Genomic DNA, 15,963 nt, shown 5'->3' with positions numbered 1-15,963 from the left:
GAAACGGGCTCGGGATGGAGCAGCAGGCAAGTCACGAGTGCTGGCGTGAACGGAGCAAGCAGTTGAACCCGCGCATGCGCGAGGGAGGGACCAGATCATGTCTATTGACTCCGCGCCTTTGATGGGTGACCCATTACAATTTGATTAAAATTCTTATTGACACAAATCCAACAAGTCTTTAGACTTCGGCATAGGTTAATAATCGTTATTTTTCCAATATCTTCCTACAGAAAAAGTGGTTGTTTTACAATATTTTGCAGGATAATAAAAGGGTTAAATCTTGACTATTTCTTCTAATAATGCTAAATATATTGTATAAACAATGACTGAATATATCCAGATATTTAGCACACATGAGTGACATGATAACCATAAGTATGTTGCTATCTTGTTATTGTTCAATATGATATGGCATATAGGAGAAAAGTCATGATAGAGCAAAAGTTGAATATCGGAATGTTCGGCCTTGGTACTGTGGGGAGTGGTGTGTATAAATATCTCAAAAAGGAAGAAAAATCCCTTCGCGAGAATCACGGAATTATCCCGATAATCAAGAAAATTGTAGTAAAAAATCTTCGCAAGAATCGCTCTATTTCTCTGCCCAAAGGGATTCTTAGTTCTGATTACAAATCAATATTAAATGATCCTTCCATTGATATAGTTATAGAAGCCATGGGAGGGGAGCACGCATATCATTCTGTTATTCTGCCGGCGTTGAAGAATAAGAAACATGTCATATCTGCCAATAAGAGCGCCGTTAGCAAATATGCTGATAGAATATTCAAAGAAGCTCGAAGAAATAGCAAGTTTTTTGGATTTAGAGCTACTTTGACAGGCTGTCATTTATTGCTGGATCAGTTAGCCAATACTGTTACATGCAATAGTATCGTTGGCATATTAAATTCTACTTCTAATTTCATATTAAGCAAAATGGGAGAAAGTGATCTTTCTTTTGCAGCTGGTTTATCTCTAGCTCAAAAGCTTGGCTATGCCGAGGTAGATCCATCTGATGATATTGATGGATATGATTCTAAGAATAAACTGATCCTTCTCAGTCAACTTGCATTCAATATTAAGTTAAATTCCAATCAAATTCGCGATATTGAGTGTGAGGGCATTAGAAATATAGATCTGGATGATATAATCTATGCCAATGAGCTGGAGCCGAGTTATACAATCAAATTGCTTGGCATCGCTGAGAAAAAAGGCAATCAGTGCAATATTAGAGTTCATCCATGCCTGGTTCCGAAAAGTTACGATTTAGCCAGGGCTGATGGAGTTAATAATTATCTCTATATCAATGATGAAATCAGGGGATTAAGCGGAATTAACGCTCCTGGGGCTGGAGCAGGACCAACTGCATCAGCAATTGTTGCAGATCTAATTAGTGTCGCCAATGAGAGGATAATTGCCTGGCCTGTACAGACTGTTCCAGTTAAGCTAGTAAATTTTCGCTCCAGCGAATATAAATATTACATGAGATTTGCCGCAGTGAACAAACCGGGTGTTTTAGCGAAAATTTCTTCTATTCTCGCCAGGAGGAAGATAAATATCGTTTCTGTATTGCAGAAGCCAAGGGAAGAAAAGGGCGCTGTTCCAGTAATTGTCCTTACTGATAAGGCACTAGAGAAAAATATGCAAAGTGCAATCAAGGAATTAAATAAGCTTGATGTTTTACATAAGGCAGTAAAACTTATCAGGGTTTATGATGAAGTTCGGAAATCTTAAAACTTTACTGTTCTCGTGGCCGGGAGTCAATGCCGGACGGTGAAACAAGGAGTTGACCATGATCAGCATAAAAAAGATCTTATGCCCGATTGATTTTTCAGATTTTTCCCTCTACGCGCTCACCTATGCGGTGAGCTTTGCCCAGCAGTACAAGGCAAAGCTGCTCCTGCTGCACGTGGTGGACGTCTTTCTCCACGACCCCGCCTACTTTGCGCCGTACGCGCCCGACAGATCCATGTTCGACGATTTCGAGAAGAAGGCGGGGGCGCGGCTCGAAGAGGTGCGGAGGAAGAACATCCCCGCGGGGATAGAGGCCGAGCTGATTGTCGGGACGGGGCGCGCATTCGTTGAGATTGTCAGGGCGGCGAAGGGAAAAGAGGCCGATATGATCGTGATCGCCACGCACGGCCGGACAGGCATCAGCCACGCCATGTTTGGCTCCACGGCGGAAAAGGTGGTTCGGAAAGCTCCCTGCCCTGTGTTGAGCATCAAGCACCCCGAGCATGAATTTGTCATGCCATAACCGCAGGGATAAGGGATGAGAGCTTAGGGATAAGGGGAAGAAAGATGGAAAATACTGTGATCGGGGGCAGTCTTTGGTACAATATCGGTTTCCGAGCGCGGTTGAATACGTGACTCAATAACATTGAATTGTAACCCAAAGGAGGGTAGCTCAATGGCGGTGATAATACGGATGAGAAGGATGGGGAGGAAGAACCAGCCCCATTTTCGCATTGTGGCCACCGATGTGCGCAGCCCGCGGGACGGCCGTTTTATTGAACTTCTTGGGACCTATGATCCGCTGCGGGAAGGCAAGAATTTCAGCATAAACAGGGAGCGGGCGCTCTACTGGCTCGGCGTTGGTGCGCAGGTGTCGGACGCGGTGGCGACCTTTCTTGCCAAGGAGGGGATCAAAAAAGAGCGCGTGACAGTGAAAAAGGAGGCGGTCCGGGGAAAAAAGACAGAGAAAAAGTGACACTGATCACATCACGGGCGAGGGATAATCGCCCTCGAAAAGACACGTGGATGACATGTGAGATGCAGGTTCGCGCGGTGAGACGACGGAGCGAGGCGATCGGGAGGTGGCTGCGATGAAAGAGTTTATCGAGTACGTGGTGAAAGCGCTGGTTGATCGTCCAGAAGAGGTGAGCGTCACACAGATAGACGGCGAAAAGACGGTGATATTCGAACTCCGGTGCAACGAGAGCGATATCGGTAAGGTCATCGGCAAGCAGGGACGCACGATCAAAGCCATCCGCACCCTCCTTGGGTCTGCGGCCGCCAAGGCCGGTATTCGCGCCATGCTGGAAATTATCGAATAGCGTGGCCCCGCGTGTGAAGAAATGGCATCGCAACAGTTGAAGATCGACGTCTTGACCCTTTTCCCGGGGATGTTCACCGGGTACTTTGATGAGAGCATCATGAAGCGGGCGCGGGAGAAGGGCGCCCTCGACCTCTCGATCCACAACCTCCGTGATTGGGCTGTTGACCGGCACAAGACCGTGGACGACACGCCGTACGGCGGCGGGGCGGGCATGGTGATGATGGTGAGCGTCATTGACGCCGCGATGGAGCGCCTGCGCCGGAAGGAAAGCCACGTGGTCCTCCTCTCTCCCCAGGGGAGGGTGCTCGACCAGGGACTGGCGAAGCGGTTGTCGCGCATGACGCACCTGGTCCTCATCAGCGGTCACTACGAAGGGGTTGACGAGCGGGTTCGCGACCTCCTGGTTGATGAGGAGATCTCAATAGGAGATTTTGTAATCAGCAACGGATCATTGGCGGCGATGCTGCTCATTGACGCGGTGGTACGCTTGCTGCCGGGGGTGGTCGGAGACGAACGCTCGATCCGGGAAGACTCCTTCTACGAGGGGCTTCTCGATTACCCCCAGTATACAAAGCCCCGGGTCTTTCGTGGCCGCGAGGTGCCCGAGGTGCTGATCTCCGGCGACCACGAGAAGGTCAGGAGGTGGCGCAGGCGGGAGGCATTGCGCAGGACGCTCGCCCGGAGGCCGGACCTCATCGCGCGGGCGGAGCTGAGCCGGGAAGACAGGGAATTGATGCGGGAGCTATCGGAGACACATTGAACGACAAGGAGTCCGCTGTATGAATATTATCGAAGAGCTTGAAAAGGAATATCTCAAAAAGCTGCCCCAGGTGAGAGTGGGTGACACCGTGAAGGTTTACCTGAAAATCACCGAGGGCGACAAGGAGAGGGTCCAGTTGTTTTCTGGCCGCGTGATCGCCCTCAAGGGCCGAGGGACGAACGCCTCGATGACCTTGAGGAAGGTCTCCTACGGCGAGGGCGTGGAGCGCATGTTTCTCCTCAATTCGCCGCGCGTGGACAAAATTGAGGTGATCAAGCGAGAGGCAGTCCGCAGGGCCAAACTGTACTATTTGCGGAAACAGGAAGGCGGAAAGTAGGGGGACCGGCATCGATTGCGTGATCTATCGGCGCACCGCGGGCAGCTTGGTAGACAGGGCGAGAAACTGGCTGAGCGGTTTCTCCGCGGGCAGGGCTACCGGATACTCGCGAGAAACTATCGCTGCTCGTGCGGAGAGATAGACCTCATCGCGCGGGATGGTGAGACCGTCGCGTTCATTGAGGTCAAGGGGAAGAGCACGGGGAGGTTTGGTTCGCCCCTCGAAGCAGTGACCGCGCGCAAGCGGCAGCGGCTGGTTCTTGTTGCGAACCACTATCTCACCGCATGCGCATTGCACCATATGCACACCCGATTTGACGTGGTCGGTGTCTGCTGGACAACGGGGGCGGCGCCGAGCGTCATGCTCGTCAAGGATGCCTTCCGTGTATCCGGTTGATCGCGTGGCGATGCCTGCCGGGGGGAGCGTGTTAACGATGTGGCCTGCGCTTAAGATGGTGACACGGTATGCTCCGGTAGTGCTGGTATGCGCGTGCGCCGGCTGCTCGGTGGTGCAATCCGTCAACCAGATCAGGGATGCGAAGCGGGAAATTGCGAAGGGCGAGGAAGCGGTTGCCGTTGGCGATTATGATATGGGTTTGAAATCCTATCTCAGGGCAGAGCGTCTCTTGCAGGCAGCGCGGGATGCGGGGCTCCGGGCATTTGCTGATGATCATAGGATGGAATCTCTTGCGAAGACGATAGACGCGCTGCGGGAGGAGGCAGAGGCTGAGGGATTCGTGCGTGTCGATAACCGCTACTGTGGAGAAGGGGAACTGGGGGAGGCGCTGGGGAAGGCGCTCGGAGCTCTCTTCCGGAGCAATCAGCTTCGATTCACTGCAGCCGAACGGGTGGTTGCCGACGACATCCAGGCTACCGCCCGGAGGAATCCGGATGACACGCGGGATATCGCGCTGTCCATTGTGCTGAAGGATACAGGAGAGGAACGGGATTTTTCACAGGATGCGTGGGCAGTGGTCAGGTTCCTGCTGGAGGGCGGCTATGGCCATGGGTTCTCGTACCACATCGATCACCCATTCCAGAAGCGCCCCTGGATGGGGGGAGAAGGAGGCTGGGGTATTTCTGACAAGCCCGATGCCGTGAACCATTTCATCGGCCTGAAGAAAAAGGTCGCGAATCTTTCAATCAGCGCGTACCGAGGGCACTACCGCCAGGGGACGGAGAAAAGATATGGCCGTCGTGGTTTTGAGTCACTCGAAGCGGTGGGGCCCTATTGGGAGAGGGAACATTCCAGAACGTATTCGATGGACGCGGCAGACGCAGCGCGGCTGAACTGGGATGAGGCGGGCCGTATCCACGATGCCACGCTCTACGGCCTGTTGAAGATCAGCGAGCAGGAGCGTGCAGAAATGGAAGCGTCAGCGGGAGCGACCCCCACGCCTCGCGTGGAGTGACGACTGCGTTGATCCGCTCCGCGCACGTCAGGCAAGCTGTTCGCGCGAGCCATATTCTATGGCCGCGCCGGCAATGTGTGGTGAACAACATTCGAGGCATAAGGAGGATCACAATGCATACACGTATGGGAGTGCTCGTGGTGGTTGGGCTCATATGGATTACCGGCTGCGTCACGGGGATCAATGAGGACATGGTGAGGCTCCAGACGCTCGCCCCCTTCGAAAAATACGGCGAGATTCGAAAGGTGGCGATCATCCCGTTCGGCGAGTACGTGGTGACGGGGGGCGAAAAGGTGGTGATGGGGGTGCCGCACCGGGTGACGGAGGACAACGGCAAGGTCATGTGCGATATCTTCACGGAGGAGCTGAAACCGAAGGTCACCTATCAGGTAATCCCTCCTGACAAGGTCGCGCAATTCTTCAGGAGGAGAGAAGAAAAGGTGTGGGGCATGCTGCTCCCGAAAGAGGTGCAACGCGTGGGGGCCCTCCTGAAGGCCGACGCGCTCATCATGGGGCAGGTACAGGATTTTTCGACGTATCGGTACAGGATGCACGGCAACTCACGAGTGATTGCCCAGATCCGCATGACTGACAGCGCCACCGCGGAGCCGATCTGGAGAGGGGACATCAAGCTCGACCAGGAGGGGATGCCCCACGAGGTTGCCGCGAGAGGGGCAAGGCTTTTCATCGATCAATTAATGAGCAGGAAGGAAGCGGAGAAGACGCAGAAGAGGAAAGCTCTGCCGATCCTGAACAGATAGAACCGGTGTGGCGGCATAAATCATGGCAGAGGGGAGCGTGGCGGGTGACCATGATCAACTGTGCGCAGTGCAACCGCGACATTTCGTCTGAGTCATTCAGGTACGAAGCGGACGACGGCCGTATCCTGTGTGAGGAGTGCTTCCACGGCGAAGAGGCGACCCCCGAGCCGCATGGGGCGAAGTTCGGTTTCTTGAGAGTCCTGGTGCAGATGCTCAAGATCATGGGCTTTGTCGGCCTCGCTGGCGGCGCGGTGCTCGCCCACTCCAGCTACGGATACAATGGACTTATATCGGCCGGCGCGGCAATCTGCGGCATTCTTATTTTTCTCGCCTGTCTCATTCTGAGTGAGCTCGTGCGTCTGGGGCTTTCGCTTGAGCAAGGGATCGAACGCGTCTCTCTGAGTACGGACCGGCTCCTGAACCTGATCAGGGCGCAGGAAAAAGGGCCGGCTGTTCCAGACGGCACAAGAGAGGGTGAAGAGCCGTGGTGAAGGGGGAGCAGGAATGGCACTATCGCCGGCACGCGGAATCAGACAAGTGGCGATTCTGAGGATGGTGGTGCTCGTCACGCTCCTCTCGCTCCCCTGCTGCGGAGATCGGGGGGACAGGGAGGCGTCTGGAGAACGAGGGGATACGAGCGGTGACTCCCGCGCGCCCCGCGGGAGAGAGGTGCGATGGCACTCTTCGCTCCCCGACGCGCTGCAGGTGGCGAGGGAGGTGAAAAAACCCCTCATGGTGGATTTTTTCTCCGACCGCTGCAGCTGGTGCAAAGTGCTGGACCAGAAGACCTACACCGACCCGGCGGTGCGGAGTCGTGCGGAGCAGTTTGTGTCAGTCAAAATAGATCTGGGAAAGGATCCCGGCCCGGCGTCTCAGTACCGGATCATGGGATTGCCGACGGTCCTCTTCATGAACTGCAAGGGTGAAGTGATCCATAGCGTCATCGGTTTTCGGCCCCCCGCGCCGTTCCTTGTGGAGATGCAGAAGGCCCTCGAGAAAGCAGCATCAGCACGATGAATAACACCTGAGTTGCCCACGGCATGACGTTCAATTATTATTGCAAAGCGCCCGATGCGTTCGGCGCCGCCGGCGGTTTTTGATAGACGTTTCTGATGGAGTGGGGTCCTGCAAATGGATTACTCCCATGTAAATGTCCCGTTGGCTTTTTGCGCGGGCGTGGCGACCTTCTTCACCCCGTGCTTCCTCCCGCTGCTCCCGGCCTATCTATCGTTTATAAGCGGCGTCTCCTTCAGCGAACTCACGAGGTCAGGAAGGCCGAAAAGGGAGGTAGTGCTGAACAGCATCTTTTTTATCCTAGGTTTTTCAATCGTCTTTGTGCTCCTGGGGGCGTCTATTACCTACCTCGGCAGGCGTCTCCATGACTATCAGGAATGGGTGAGGGCAGGGGGAGGGATCGTCATCATTGCGTTCGGGCTCTACATCCTTTTCGGTATGAAGATGAGTTTCATTGAGAAGGAGAGGAGGGTCCATCTGCGCTCACGACCGGCTGGCTATCTGGGTTCGATGATCGTCGGTGTGGCATTCGCTTCCGGCTGGACCCCCTGCGTCGGACCCATCCTCGGTTCAATTCTCGTCTGCGCGAGTGCCGCCGAGACGCTGAGGGCAGGCATCTGGCTCCTGATCGCGTACTCCCTTGGCCTGGGCGTTCCCTTCCTTCTCTCGGCCATTCTCGCCGACGAGGTCCTGAGCCGGATGGCCAGACTCAGGAACTATATCAGGCCTGTTTCGGTGGCGTGCGGTATCATCCTGGTGGTGATGGGAATCCTCCTGATCGCCGACCCGCTCCATCTGCTTGGAAAAATCTAGGGGTGGTCGCACCTCCGCCCGCTGATACTATCAACTTTACACCTTACATTTTAAGCTGTTGTTATTCTCCCCATCTCGCGAGCTTGCAGATAGCTATGATCGCAAGTACGAAGACGGTAATCTGGACAGAAAATCCCATCCAGTTCCGCGTGGTCCACCCCGTCGGGCCGACCGGCTCAGTGGATTGAGCGAAACAGGGAATCACAATTGCCAGCAACACAATGAGCAGCGCGCTGAATGTTCGGTACATCTGATACCTCCATCGCATATTTGACTCGCACGTCCCCGCATATTATATACCATTCGGTGAAGATCCGTAATAATCAGTGGTCATCCGTGGCAACACCCTATAACTGTCCTATTACGCACCTTGGGTTTCAGGCTGTAGTCCACTACCTCACCAGGTTGTAGCGGCGTCTGCGGCGGTGAGCCTCCATGGCTGTGGCGATAATTCTATCAAGGAGCCTCGGGAAGCTCAAGCCGGCAGCACGTGCGGCTTGCGGGAGGAGGGATACCTGTGTCATTCCCGGAATGGTATTGGTCTCCAGGACATGGAGCCTCCCCCGCCTCACGATCATGTCGGTGCGCGACATCCCCGAGCAGCCGAGCGCGTGGTGCGCGCGCAGCGCGATATCCTGCACCCGAGCGGCGAGCGCCTTCCGGACGGGGGCGGGGGTGATCTCCAGTGAAGCCCCCGGCGTGTACTTCGCGTGGTAGTCGAACCACGCCCTTGTCTGCGGGATGATTTCCGTGGGGGGGAGGGCAATCGCGGGCTTCCCCCCGGGGGTGTCGAGGACGGCACAGGTGAGCTCGCGCCCCTCCACGTAGGCTTCCACGAGTATCCGGCCGCCGTATCTGAGCGAGGACGGCATTCTCCGCAATAGTTCAGTCTGATTCCTGCAAATCGTCAAACCCACGCTCGATCCGAGTCTGACCGGCTTGAGGAAACAGGGGTACCCGATGGCGCGCTTGATGCGGGTGAGGTGCGGCGTCCTTTCCTTTCCCCAAGCGGTCGCATCCAGGACGAGTGAGGGCGGCGTCGGGATGCGGTTGCAACGATAAACCTCCTTCGCCTTGACCTTGTCCATGGCGAGTGCGCTCGCGCAGACGTCGGAGCCGGTGTAGGGAAGATCCAGCATCTCCATCATCCCCTGGACGGTCCCATCCTCTCCATAGGGGCCGTGCATGGCGATGAAAACGCAGTCAACCCGGGTTCTCAGAAGCCGGCTGAGCGCTTCGCCCACGGGGAGGAAGCGCTGTCTTTCTCTCCGGCCACGGACCGGAGACCATCCCCTCGGCCCGAGAGAGCGCCGGGGGACATACCAGAGGCCACCGCGGCTGATCACCACGGGCGTGACATTGTACCTTCTGCGGTCCAGGTGATTGACCACCATTGTCCCCGACTTGAGCGAAATATCATGCTCGGCGGTGCGCCCACCCATGAGCACGGCGATGTTAATTTTTTTCATTATGGCAACGGCGCGCGGGGATTCCCCGTCGCGCGCTCTTTCGTGGCGTCGTGCGTCGATGCCCCCTCTTTGCGATATGCGTGATGACCTTAAGATGCGATGTGAAGGCGATGCGTGAGGGAAGTTTGTCGAGCGGAAACACCCTGACATCTGAAACATCGCCCCCGGGCCGCAGTGCGCCGCCCACCTTCTCTCCAAGATAGACGTGGACGACGGTGTTTTTGCCGGGGTGCGCGGTGCTGAAGAAGACCGTGTGGAGCTTCCGGATGCGGATGTCCAGATTCGTCTCCTCCTTCACCTCGCGCACGGCAGCCTCCTCCGGTCCCTCGTCGTATTCCTGGAACCCCGCGGGCAGACACCAGCTTCCCGCGTGCGGCGGGACCCTGCGTTTGACGAGGACGACCCTGCCGTCCGAGACGATGGCGACCGCTGACGCCGATGACGGATTCTTGAAATATATCCAGCCGCAGCGCCGGCAGGCATGGCGGACCCTGCCCTCCCTCCTCGCGCGGACGAGGCGAGCCCCGCACCGCATGCAGAAGTTCTCCGCGGATGCGCCTTTGATCGAGCGTGGTCTGGTCATATGAGTTTTGTGATCTCGTCCCGTTCGTATTCGGGCAGCGGGATGAGGCCGCGCGTACCCCTCAGCATTATTCCACACTGCCGCTCTTTTACCCGGCCGATGATCCGCGCGGGGATCTCCTTTTCATGGTACGCGCGGAGAATATTTTTCGCGCTGCCCTGATCGCAGACGACGAGGAGCGAACCCGAGGCCAGGAGACCCATCGGATCGAGGCCAAGGAGGGCGCATATCGCGGTGGTCTCGGGGAGCACCTGAATCTGATCCTCGGCGATTTCCACGCCGACGCCGGCCGCCTCGACGATCTCCCGCACGCCTGTAAAGAGCCCCCCCTCGGTGGGGTCGTGCATGCCGTGCACCCCGGCCGTCTCGACAGCGAGCAGCGCTTCCCTGACCACGCTGATTCCCGGATCGGAAAGCAAACGACGCGCGCGGCGAACGAGAGCGGGGTCCAGAGAGGCGAGTCTCCGGGACTGCTCGGAGGCGATGGTGGCGGTGCCCTCTATGGCGATGCCACGGCTCAGAATGATATCATCTCCCGGCCTGATGGTCTTCTTGTCTGCCAACCGCGCGCGCTCCGCCTCGCCTGCCATGAACCCGCTGAGGATCGGGCGCGCGAGCCCGGCGGTGATTTCGGTGTGCCCGCCGCAGAGCTCGATGCCGAGCTCGGCGCACGCTGCGCGTGTGTCGGAGAAGATATCCTCCACGAGACCCTCGTCGCTTCTCCCCTCCGGCAGCAGGATCGTGACCCAGAACCAGAGGGGCCTGGCGCCCATGACCGCGACATCGTTGGCGTTGATGTGGACGGCGTATCGGCCGATCTGCCTTGACGCGAGGGTGATCGGATCGCAGGTGCAGACGAGGAGGCGGTCGCCGAAGTCGATCACCGTGGCATCATCGCCGTAGCGGGGACCGACGAGCACCCGCCCCTTCCCCGATGGCACGCGGTCGAGCTGCGGCTTCAGGAGCCGCGGCGGAAGCTTCCCGGTCGGAAGCACCCGGCGGTGTTTATCAGAGGATCGGCAAGGACTCATGGCATTCCCATCACGTTCCCACCGCACGCCCCGGTGATTTCTTCGCCGGCGTGACCTTCTGAATACGGATCGGATCAAGCTGGAGCGCGGGGGGTATTTTATTTTTGCCGGTCTGATCGGCCTGGTATTCGGTTTCGATGATACGCCTCCTATAGCCGTTCCTGAACGCCTCGATGTAAAGCCTCTCCGGTGTGTTCCGCAGCCAGAACACGGGGACCCCCAGCCACATCCACTTCTCGTAGGTGTAGTTGTAGGTACCGTCAAACATCCCGTTCTTATCGGTCGTGATATCGGTCTTGATTGCAAAATCGAGTTTATCCTTCTCGTCGGCGATGTCGATGTAGGCCCCCTCAACGGGCTCATTCGTTCCGGACTCGAGGACCTGTCCCTGGAGTCTCAGGGGGGTCTGGGCCATCTTCCAGCCGCAGCCCGAGAGTAGGAGCGCCGAAACCCCTATCGCAACGTACCGCTGCACTATCCGCATGAGATACCTCCTTAGTAAAATAGATTATGTTTAACCACGGACCTGCCTGCCGGCGGGCAGGGACACAGCGCGGCCGTTGGCCGCAACCAATTTTTACCACTGAACCTGCCTGCCGGCGGGCAGGGACACTGAATTCACTGAACACAACATTCTACGGTAAAGAAAGTTACGAATACCAAGCGAAAAACTTTCTCAAATTAAAAAGTTTTGCGCACTTGTAATACAGAGGACGCGGAGAAAAGAAAATAGTAGTTTAACAAAGAGGGAAGACAAAGATTATTGTTCTTTTTACCCTTTGCAGGGAAAGCCATTTTTACTCCGTGCTCTCCGCGCCCCTGCCCGCCGGCAGGTCCGTGGTGAAAAATACGATGTCAGAACAATGTCACGCATTGCATGTCATGCGTGCGGCAGAATTTTAGAATAATGTGCGCCACGTGTTGATAGTAATTTTCAGGGATGCGCGTGCAACTCCGCGCGGCATCCCTGTCGTACGCATACAGCGCGGGGAGGAGGCGTCCCTTGATACGCGAGAAGTAGTGCAGGTCGTCCAGCATGAGCCTTCTGACGCCGGCGCCGGAGAGCCGAACGAGGAGCCGCTCGATATTCCTCTCCGTGACGAGCGGGATGATCGGGCCGATGAACACGGATGTCGCTATCCCCGCGCGAGAGAGTTGTTCAAGCGCCCTGAGGCGCTCGGCGACTGACGAGGCGCGGGGCTCGATGCATCTGGCCGCGTCCTCGTCCCCGGTGACGATGGTGAAGGTGACCGAGACGTCTTTGAAGTCGCGCAGGATGCAGATATCCCTTTCCACGAGCGACGATTTTGTGTGGATGCTGAGCGAGTGAGCGAGGGGGGCCAGAATTTCCAGAATGCGCCGGGTGATCCGGGAGTGTTGCTCCGGGGGCTGGTACGGATCGGTCACGGAACTCATGAAGATGGAGGCGCGCGGCATGCGGCGGAGCTGGCGTATGAGCGCCTGGGGAGCGTTTACCTTGAGGTCGACAAAGCTTCCCCACGGCTCATCGTGTCCCGAGTATCGCTGCATGTAGTGGGCGTAGCAGTAGGCGCACGCGTGCACGCAGCCGATATAGGGATTGATTGAGTAATCAGCTCCAGGGATGCCCGAGGGGCTGAGTATTGTCCGGCACGTGATTTCGCGCTGCCGGATGCCGCTCAAAGCGTCATCGTGTATCGTATGCACTATCCTTCGTAGGGCAGGAGGCATGTCATTACCCCGTCATGCGCGCCGTTCCCCCCCGCCGTATTTGGTTTGCCAGGATGTGGGCGTGCCTGGTGGGCTCGGGGAGGCGATAGCCTCGACAGCACCTGAGTACCCAGCGCACTGCCCCTCGGTGGTCCATCAGGTGCCCGGGCGATACAAAAACCGGTTTAACCCCATCGCGGGTGCGCACCACGGTTCCGATCCGCTTCCCGTCGTGCGTGAGCGCCGTGCGGCAGCCGGTGCGCCTGCCGGGCTCCCGGTACGCGCCGACGAGGCGGCTTTTGGCGCAGCCGATCGTGGATGTGTTGAGGAAGAGTCCCATATGGGCGGCGAGGCCGAGACCGCGCGGGTGGGCGATCCCCTGGCTATCGAAGATGATCAGGTCGGGCACGGCCTTGAGTTTTTTGAACGCCCTGAGGAGGATCGGCGCCTCTCTGAAGCTGAGCAGGCCGGGGATGTAGGGGAATGAGACGCGCCCCCGCGCGAACGCCCGTTCGACGAGCCGCCACGGCTCAAGTGAGAACACGACCACCGCGCCATAGAAGAGATCGCTGTGCTTCCCGTACGAGGCGTCCGCGCCGGCAATCAGCCGTGGGGCCCTCGCGGGAGGCGCGAGCAGCAGGCGCTTCCTCAGGGCCTGCTGGATCGATGCCGCTTGCGAGTACCCTATCTTCCAGGAATGGAGTTTCAGGTAATTCATGTTTGTCAATGTGCGTCCCCTGCGCTATACTATTCGTCGCTGGCCGCCCGCCGGGTGATACGGGTGCATTTTGAGTTCGGCGTGCGGGAAGCACAGTGTGATTATATCAGCATGACCATCTGGAAGCGAGGGACGGTTTTGTGAACACCAATCTCTTCTTCAATGTGCCGCTGGAATTTTTGCTGACGCACGAGGATCTCATGGATCAATATCCGGTGAACGCTGAGGTCTTCGTGGACGGGGAAGACCTGGAGAGAGTTGACGCGAAACAGATCGAGCGGGCCAGGCGGCTCTTTCAGGAGAAACATCTCAGGCGACGTGTCCATGGCCCCATTTCGGAAATGGTGCTCGGCGCATTCGATCCAAGAATACAAGATGTCAGCCGAAGCCGTTTTTTGCAGGCGATCGAATTCGCCGATGCGATCGGCGCCGAATCAGTGACGCTCCATTCCGGCTTTGATACGCTCAATAAGCGCAATTGCGAGGTTCGCTATACGGAGAATCTGGTGTCCTCGTTGCGATTTTTGAGCGGTGAGGCGTCGCGGAGGAAGAAGCATTTGATGCTTGAAAATACCTTTGAGCCGTCGCCTGACCTCTTGCTTGAAGCCCTCTCAAGGGTCGGCGCGGCAAACCTGAAGCTCTGCTTTGATATTGCCCACCACCACGTGTTCGGCAGGGCGCCCCTTGAAGAATGGATCGCGCGCTGCGCTCCCTGGATTGAAGAGGTCCACATCACGGACAACCGCGGAGAGTGGGACGACCACCTCGCCCCGGGGATGGGGGAAATCGATTTCGCCGCTTTTTTCAGGCTGCTGAAAGAGCACGCCATCAGGCCGGTCTTTACCTTCGAGCCGCATGACGTGGACGCGTTTGTCGAAACCCTGAAGTATATCACTCAGCACCAGGACTATTTTATGTAATAATTTTTACCACGGAGGCACGGAGCGCACGGAGGAAAAGTTTGAAATGATTAGCCGCGGATTTGCGCGGATTTTAGCAGATTAAATCTAACCACAGATGAACACAGATAAACACGGATTATTTCTTGCGCTAGAAACTAGAAACGAGAAACTGTTGTTACTGTTTTAAGATCTCCGTGTCTCCGTGGTGAATATATATTCAAGAAAGGAGGGACGCATGTCGAAGACGTACAAGGTGATCGAGATCGTGGGGACCTCGCCGAAGAGTTTTGCCGAGGCCACGCGCAACGCCGTGGCGGAGGCGGGGAAAACGATCAAGGCGATGGGCTGGTTTGAGGTTGATCGCATGGGCGGCCGCATCGAGGGCGACAAGGTAACCGAGTTCCAGGCGAAACTCAAGGTCGGCTTCAGGCTGCTGAACCCGGAAGAGTTGAAGAAGTAGTCAGGAGAGAGGGATAACAAGCCCCTCGCAATTTTATAGGATAGTTTGAGCCGTTTGAATAGTGTGAATCGTTAACCGCAACGGAGCTGCTCACACGTCTCGAACGGTTCAAACGCGGGGGACGTGTTATTCTCTCCCGGTGTACTCTCCCGTGCGGGTGTCGATGCGGAGGCGGTCTCCCTCCTTGATGAAGAGCGGCACGTTCAGTTCATACCCGGTTTCGAGCGTTGCGGGTTTTTGCAGGTTGGTGACTGAATCCCCCTTGAAGCCCGGAATGGTCTTCACGACCTTGAGGACGACGCTGGTCGGGAGATCGAGTTCGATCGGTTCATCTTTGTGGAAGAGGGCCTCGACCTCGTCTCCCTCCTTGAGATACCTGGCCGCATCGCCTACGATAGCATGGGAGAGAATGATGTTGCCGAAATCCTCCAGGTTCATGAAGTTATAACCCTGGGAATCCCGGTAGACGTACTGCAATTTCTTGTTCTCGAGCTCCACGATATCAACCTGCTCTGTGGATCTGAAGCGCGTCTGCACCGAGTTGCCCGTTTTGACATTGCGCATGGTTGCCTGGACGTATGCACGCCAGTTCCCCGGCGTGACGTGCTGGTACTCGGTGATTACATGAACCGCGCCCTGGTACAGGATCGCCGTCCCTTTTCTCAAGTCAACAGCGTCTGCCATAATGAAACTCCTTTTTGTCGTGAAGGTCCCGGTGCACGCCTGCGGCCACGCCCAGAACGGCGATGCACACTGTCGCCTCCGCCGCGGCGGACACTATAGCACAACCGAGATTTGGGTGAACAGGTTAAACGGGAATGCGGTAATGGGTCAGTTTTGCAGGGGTAACGGTAAATGATGTTCGCCACGGATTTTCACGGATAACCACACGGATGGCCGCAGATGAAGCTTTCTTTTCATCTGTGAATATCCGTCATAATCCGTCCCGCTTAGCGGGATCCG

Annotated in this window: 22 protein-coding genes; 14 read left to right on the top strand and 8 right to left on the bottom strand. The window is 56.6% G+C overall.

The features are described from left to right. The first annotated feature begins 429 nt into the window (after positions 1-429). The 12 genes from NTX71_00760 (at position 430) to NTX71_00705 (ending at position 8,148) form a co-directional block, all read left to right on the top strand. Positions 430-1,728: a homoserine dehydrogenase gene (locus tag NTX71_00760; GenBank protein MCX6338436.1), complete on the top strand. Its 1,299-nt coding sequence runs from the start codon at positions 430-432 to the stop codon at positions 1,726-1,728. 58 nt (positions 1,729-1,786) lie between these two features. Next, positions 1,787-2,251 carry a universal stress protein gene (locus NTX71_00755; protein MCX6338435.1) on the top strand — a complete coding sequence of 155 codons (465 nt, stop codon included), beginning with the start codon at positions 1,787-1,789 and terminating at the stop codon, positions 2,249-2,251. A 153-nt stretch (positions 2,252-2,404) separates the two neighbouring features. Next, complete coding sequence (gene rpsP / locus NTX71_00750; protein MCX6338434.1) at positions 2,405-2,704, top strand: 30S ribosomal protein S16; 300 nt, start codon at positions 2,405-2,407, stop codon at positions 2,702-2,704. Between the two features lie 115 nt (positions 2,705-2,819). Continuing rightward, positions 2,820-3,050 (top strand): KH domain-containing protein, encoded by a 231-nt coding sequence (locus tag NTX71_00745; GenBank protein MCX6338433.1) that lies wholly within the window; start codon positions 2,820-2,822, stop codon positions 3,048-3,050. Between the two features lie 21 nt (positions 3,051-3,071). Continuing rightward, on the top strand, positions 3,072-3,812 hold the full coding sequence (gene trmD, locus NTX71_00740; protein MCX6338432.1) for a tRNA (guanosine(37)-N1)-methyltransferase TrmD: 741 nt from the start codon (positions 3,072-3,074) through the stop codon (positions 3,810-3,812). 19 nt (positions 3,813-3,831) lie between these two features. Next, positions 3,832-4,149 (top strand): 50S ribosomal protein L19, encoded by a 318-nt coding sequence (rplS, locus tag NTX71_00735; GenBank protein MCX6338431.1) that lies wholly within the window; start codon positions 3,832-3,834, stop codon positions 4,147-4,149. A gap of 15 nt (positions 4,150-4,164) precedes the next feature. After that, positions 4,165-4,545 (top strand): YraN family protein, encoded by a 381-nt coding sequence (locus NTX71_00730; GenBank protein MCX6338430.1) that lies wholly within the window; start codon positions 4,165-4,167, stop codon positions 4,543-4,545. After that, positions 4,532-5,560, top strand: coding sequence for a hypothetical protein (locus NTX71_00725; protein MCX6338429.1), 1,029 nt, complete (start codon positions 4,532-4,534; stop codon positions 5,558-5,560). The genes NTX71_00730 and NTX71_00725 overlap by 14 nt, the downstream gene beginning before the upstream one ends. A gap of 113 nt (positions 5,561-5,673) precedes the next feature. After that, positions 5,674-6,321, top strand: a complete 648-nt coding sequence (locus tag NTX71_00720) for a hypothetical protein (protein MCX6338428.1) — start codon at positions 5,674-5,676, stop codon at positions 6,319-6,321. Positions 6,322-6,371: 50 nt separating this feature from the next. Further along, positions 6,372-6,812 (top strand): hypothetical protein, encoded by a 441-nt coding sequence (locus tag NTX71_00715; protein ID MCX6338427.1) that lies wholly within the window; start codon positions 6,372-6,374, stop codon positions 6,810-6,812. 13 nt (positions 6,813-6,825) lie between these two features. Then, positions 6,826-7,338 (top strand): thioredoxin family protein, encoded by a 513-nt coding sequence (locus NTX71_00710; protein ID MCX6338426.1) that lies wholly within the window; start codon positions 6,826-6,828, stop codon positions 7,336-7,338. A gap of 114 nt (positions 7,339-7,452) precedes the next feature. After that, positions 7,453-8,148, top strand: a complete 696-nt coding sequence (locus tag NTX71_00705) for a cytochrome c biogenesis protein CcdA (protein MCX6338425.1) — start codon at positions 7,453-7,455, stop codon at positions 8,146-8,148. A 61-nt stretch (positions 8,149-8,209) separates the two neighbouring features. Here NTX71_00705 and NTX71_00700 read toward each other — a convergent pair whose 3' ends face one another. The 7 genes from NTX71_00700 to nfi all read right to left on the bottom strand — a co-directional run bounded on the left by NTX71_00700 (position 8,210) and on the right by nfi (position 13,638). Then, positions 8,210-8,398 (bottom strand): hypothetical protein, encoded by a 189-nt coding sequence (locus NTX71_00700; GenBank protein MCX6338424.1) that lies wholly within the window; start codon positions 8,396-8,398, stop codon positions 8,210-8,212. Positions 8,399-8,540: 142 nt separating this feature from the next. Beyond that, complete coding sequence (locus NTX71_00695) at positions 8,541-9,617, bottom strand: D-alanine--D-alanine ligase (GenBank protein ID MCX6338423.1); 1,077 nt, start codon at positions 9,615-9,617, stop codon at positions 8,541-8,543. Continuing rightward, entirely contained in the window at positions 9,604-10,200 is a 597-nt protein-coding gene (locus NTX71_00690) for an NUDIX hydrolase (GenBank protein MCX6338422.1), read from the bottom strand. The genes NTX71_00695 and NTX71_00690 overlap by 14 nt, the downstream gene beginning before the upstream one ends. Continuing rightward, positions 10,197-11,231 (bottom strand): AIR synthase family protein, encoded by a 1,035-nt coding sequence (locus NTX71_00685; GenBank protein MCX6338421.1) that lies wholly within the window; start codon positions 11,229-11,231, stop codon positions 10,197-10,199. Before NTX71_00685 ends, NTX71_00690 begins: the two co-directional genes overlap by 4 nt. A 10-nt stretch (positions 11,232-11,241) precedes the next feature. Continuing rightward, complete coding sequence (locus tag NTX71_00680) at positions 11,242-11,715, bottom strand: hypothetical protein (protein ID MCX6338420.1); 474 nt, start codon at positions 11,713-11,715, stop codon at positions 11,242-11,244. 371 nt (positions 11,716-12,086) lie between these two features. After that, a complete protein-coding gene (locus NTX71_00675; GenBank protein ID MCX6338419.1) occupies positions 12,087-12,941 on the bottom strand; it encodes a radical SAM protein in 855 nt (284 codons plus the stop codon). A 4-nt stretch (positions 12,942-12,945) separates the two neighbouring features. After that, positions 12,946-13,638, bottom strand: coding sequence for a deoxyribonuclease V (gene nfi / locus NTX71_00670; protein ID MCX6338418.1), 693 nt, complete (start codon positions 13,636-13,638; stop codon positions 12,946-12,948). Between the two features lie 140 nt (positions 13,639-13,778). Here nfi and NTX71_00665 point away from each other — a divergent pair, with 140 nt between their 5' ends. Continuing rightward, a complete protein-coding gene (locus NTX71_00665; GenBank protein ID MCX6338417.1) occupies positions 13,779-14,558 on the top strand; it encodes a sugar phosphate isomerase/epimerase in 780 nt (259 codons plus the stop codon). A gap of 217 nt (positions 14,559-14,775) precedes the next feature. Beyond that, entirely contained in the window at positions 14,776-15,000 is a 225-nt protein-coding gene (locus NTX71_00660) for a dodecin family protein (GenBank protein MCX6338416.1), read from the top strand. Positions 15,001-15,126: 126 nt separating this feature from the next. Here NTX71_00660 and efp read toward each other — a convergent pair whose 3' ends face one another. Further along, positions 15,127-15,684 carry an elongation factor P gene (efp, locus tag NTX71_00655; GenBank protein MCX6338415.1) on the bottom strand — a complete coding sequence of 186 codons (558 nt, stop codon included), beginning with the start codon at positions 15,682-15,684 and terminating at the stop codon, positions 15,127-15,129. Between the last annotated feature and the right edge of the window lie 279 nt (positions 15,685-15,963).

This window comes from Candidatus Auribacterota bacterium (genome assembly GCA_026392035.1).
GTDB lineage: Bacteria > Auribacterota > Tritonobacteria > UBA1439 > UBA1439 > JAPLCX01.
The sequence above is the reverse complement of the archived record's forward strand: the minus strand, read 5'-3'. Positions and strand labels throughout refer to the sequence as shown.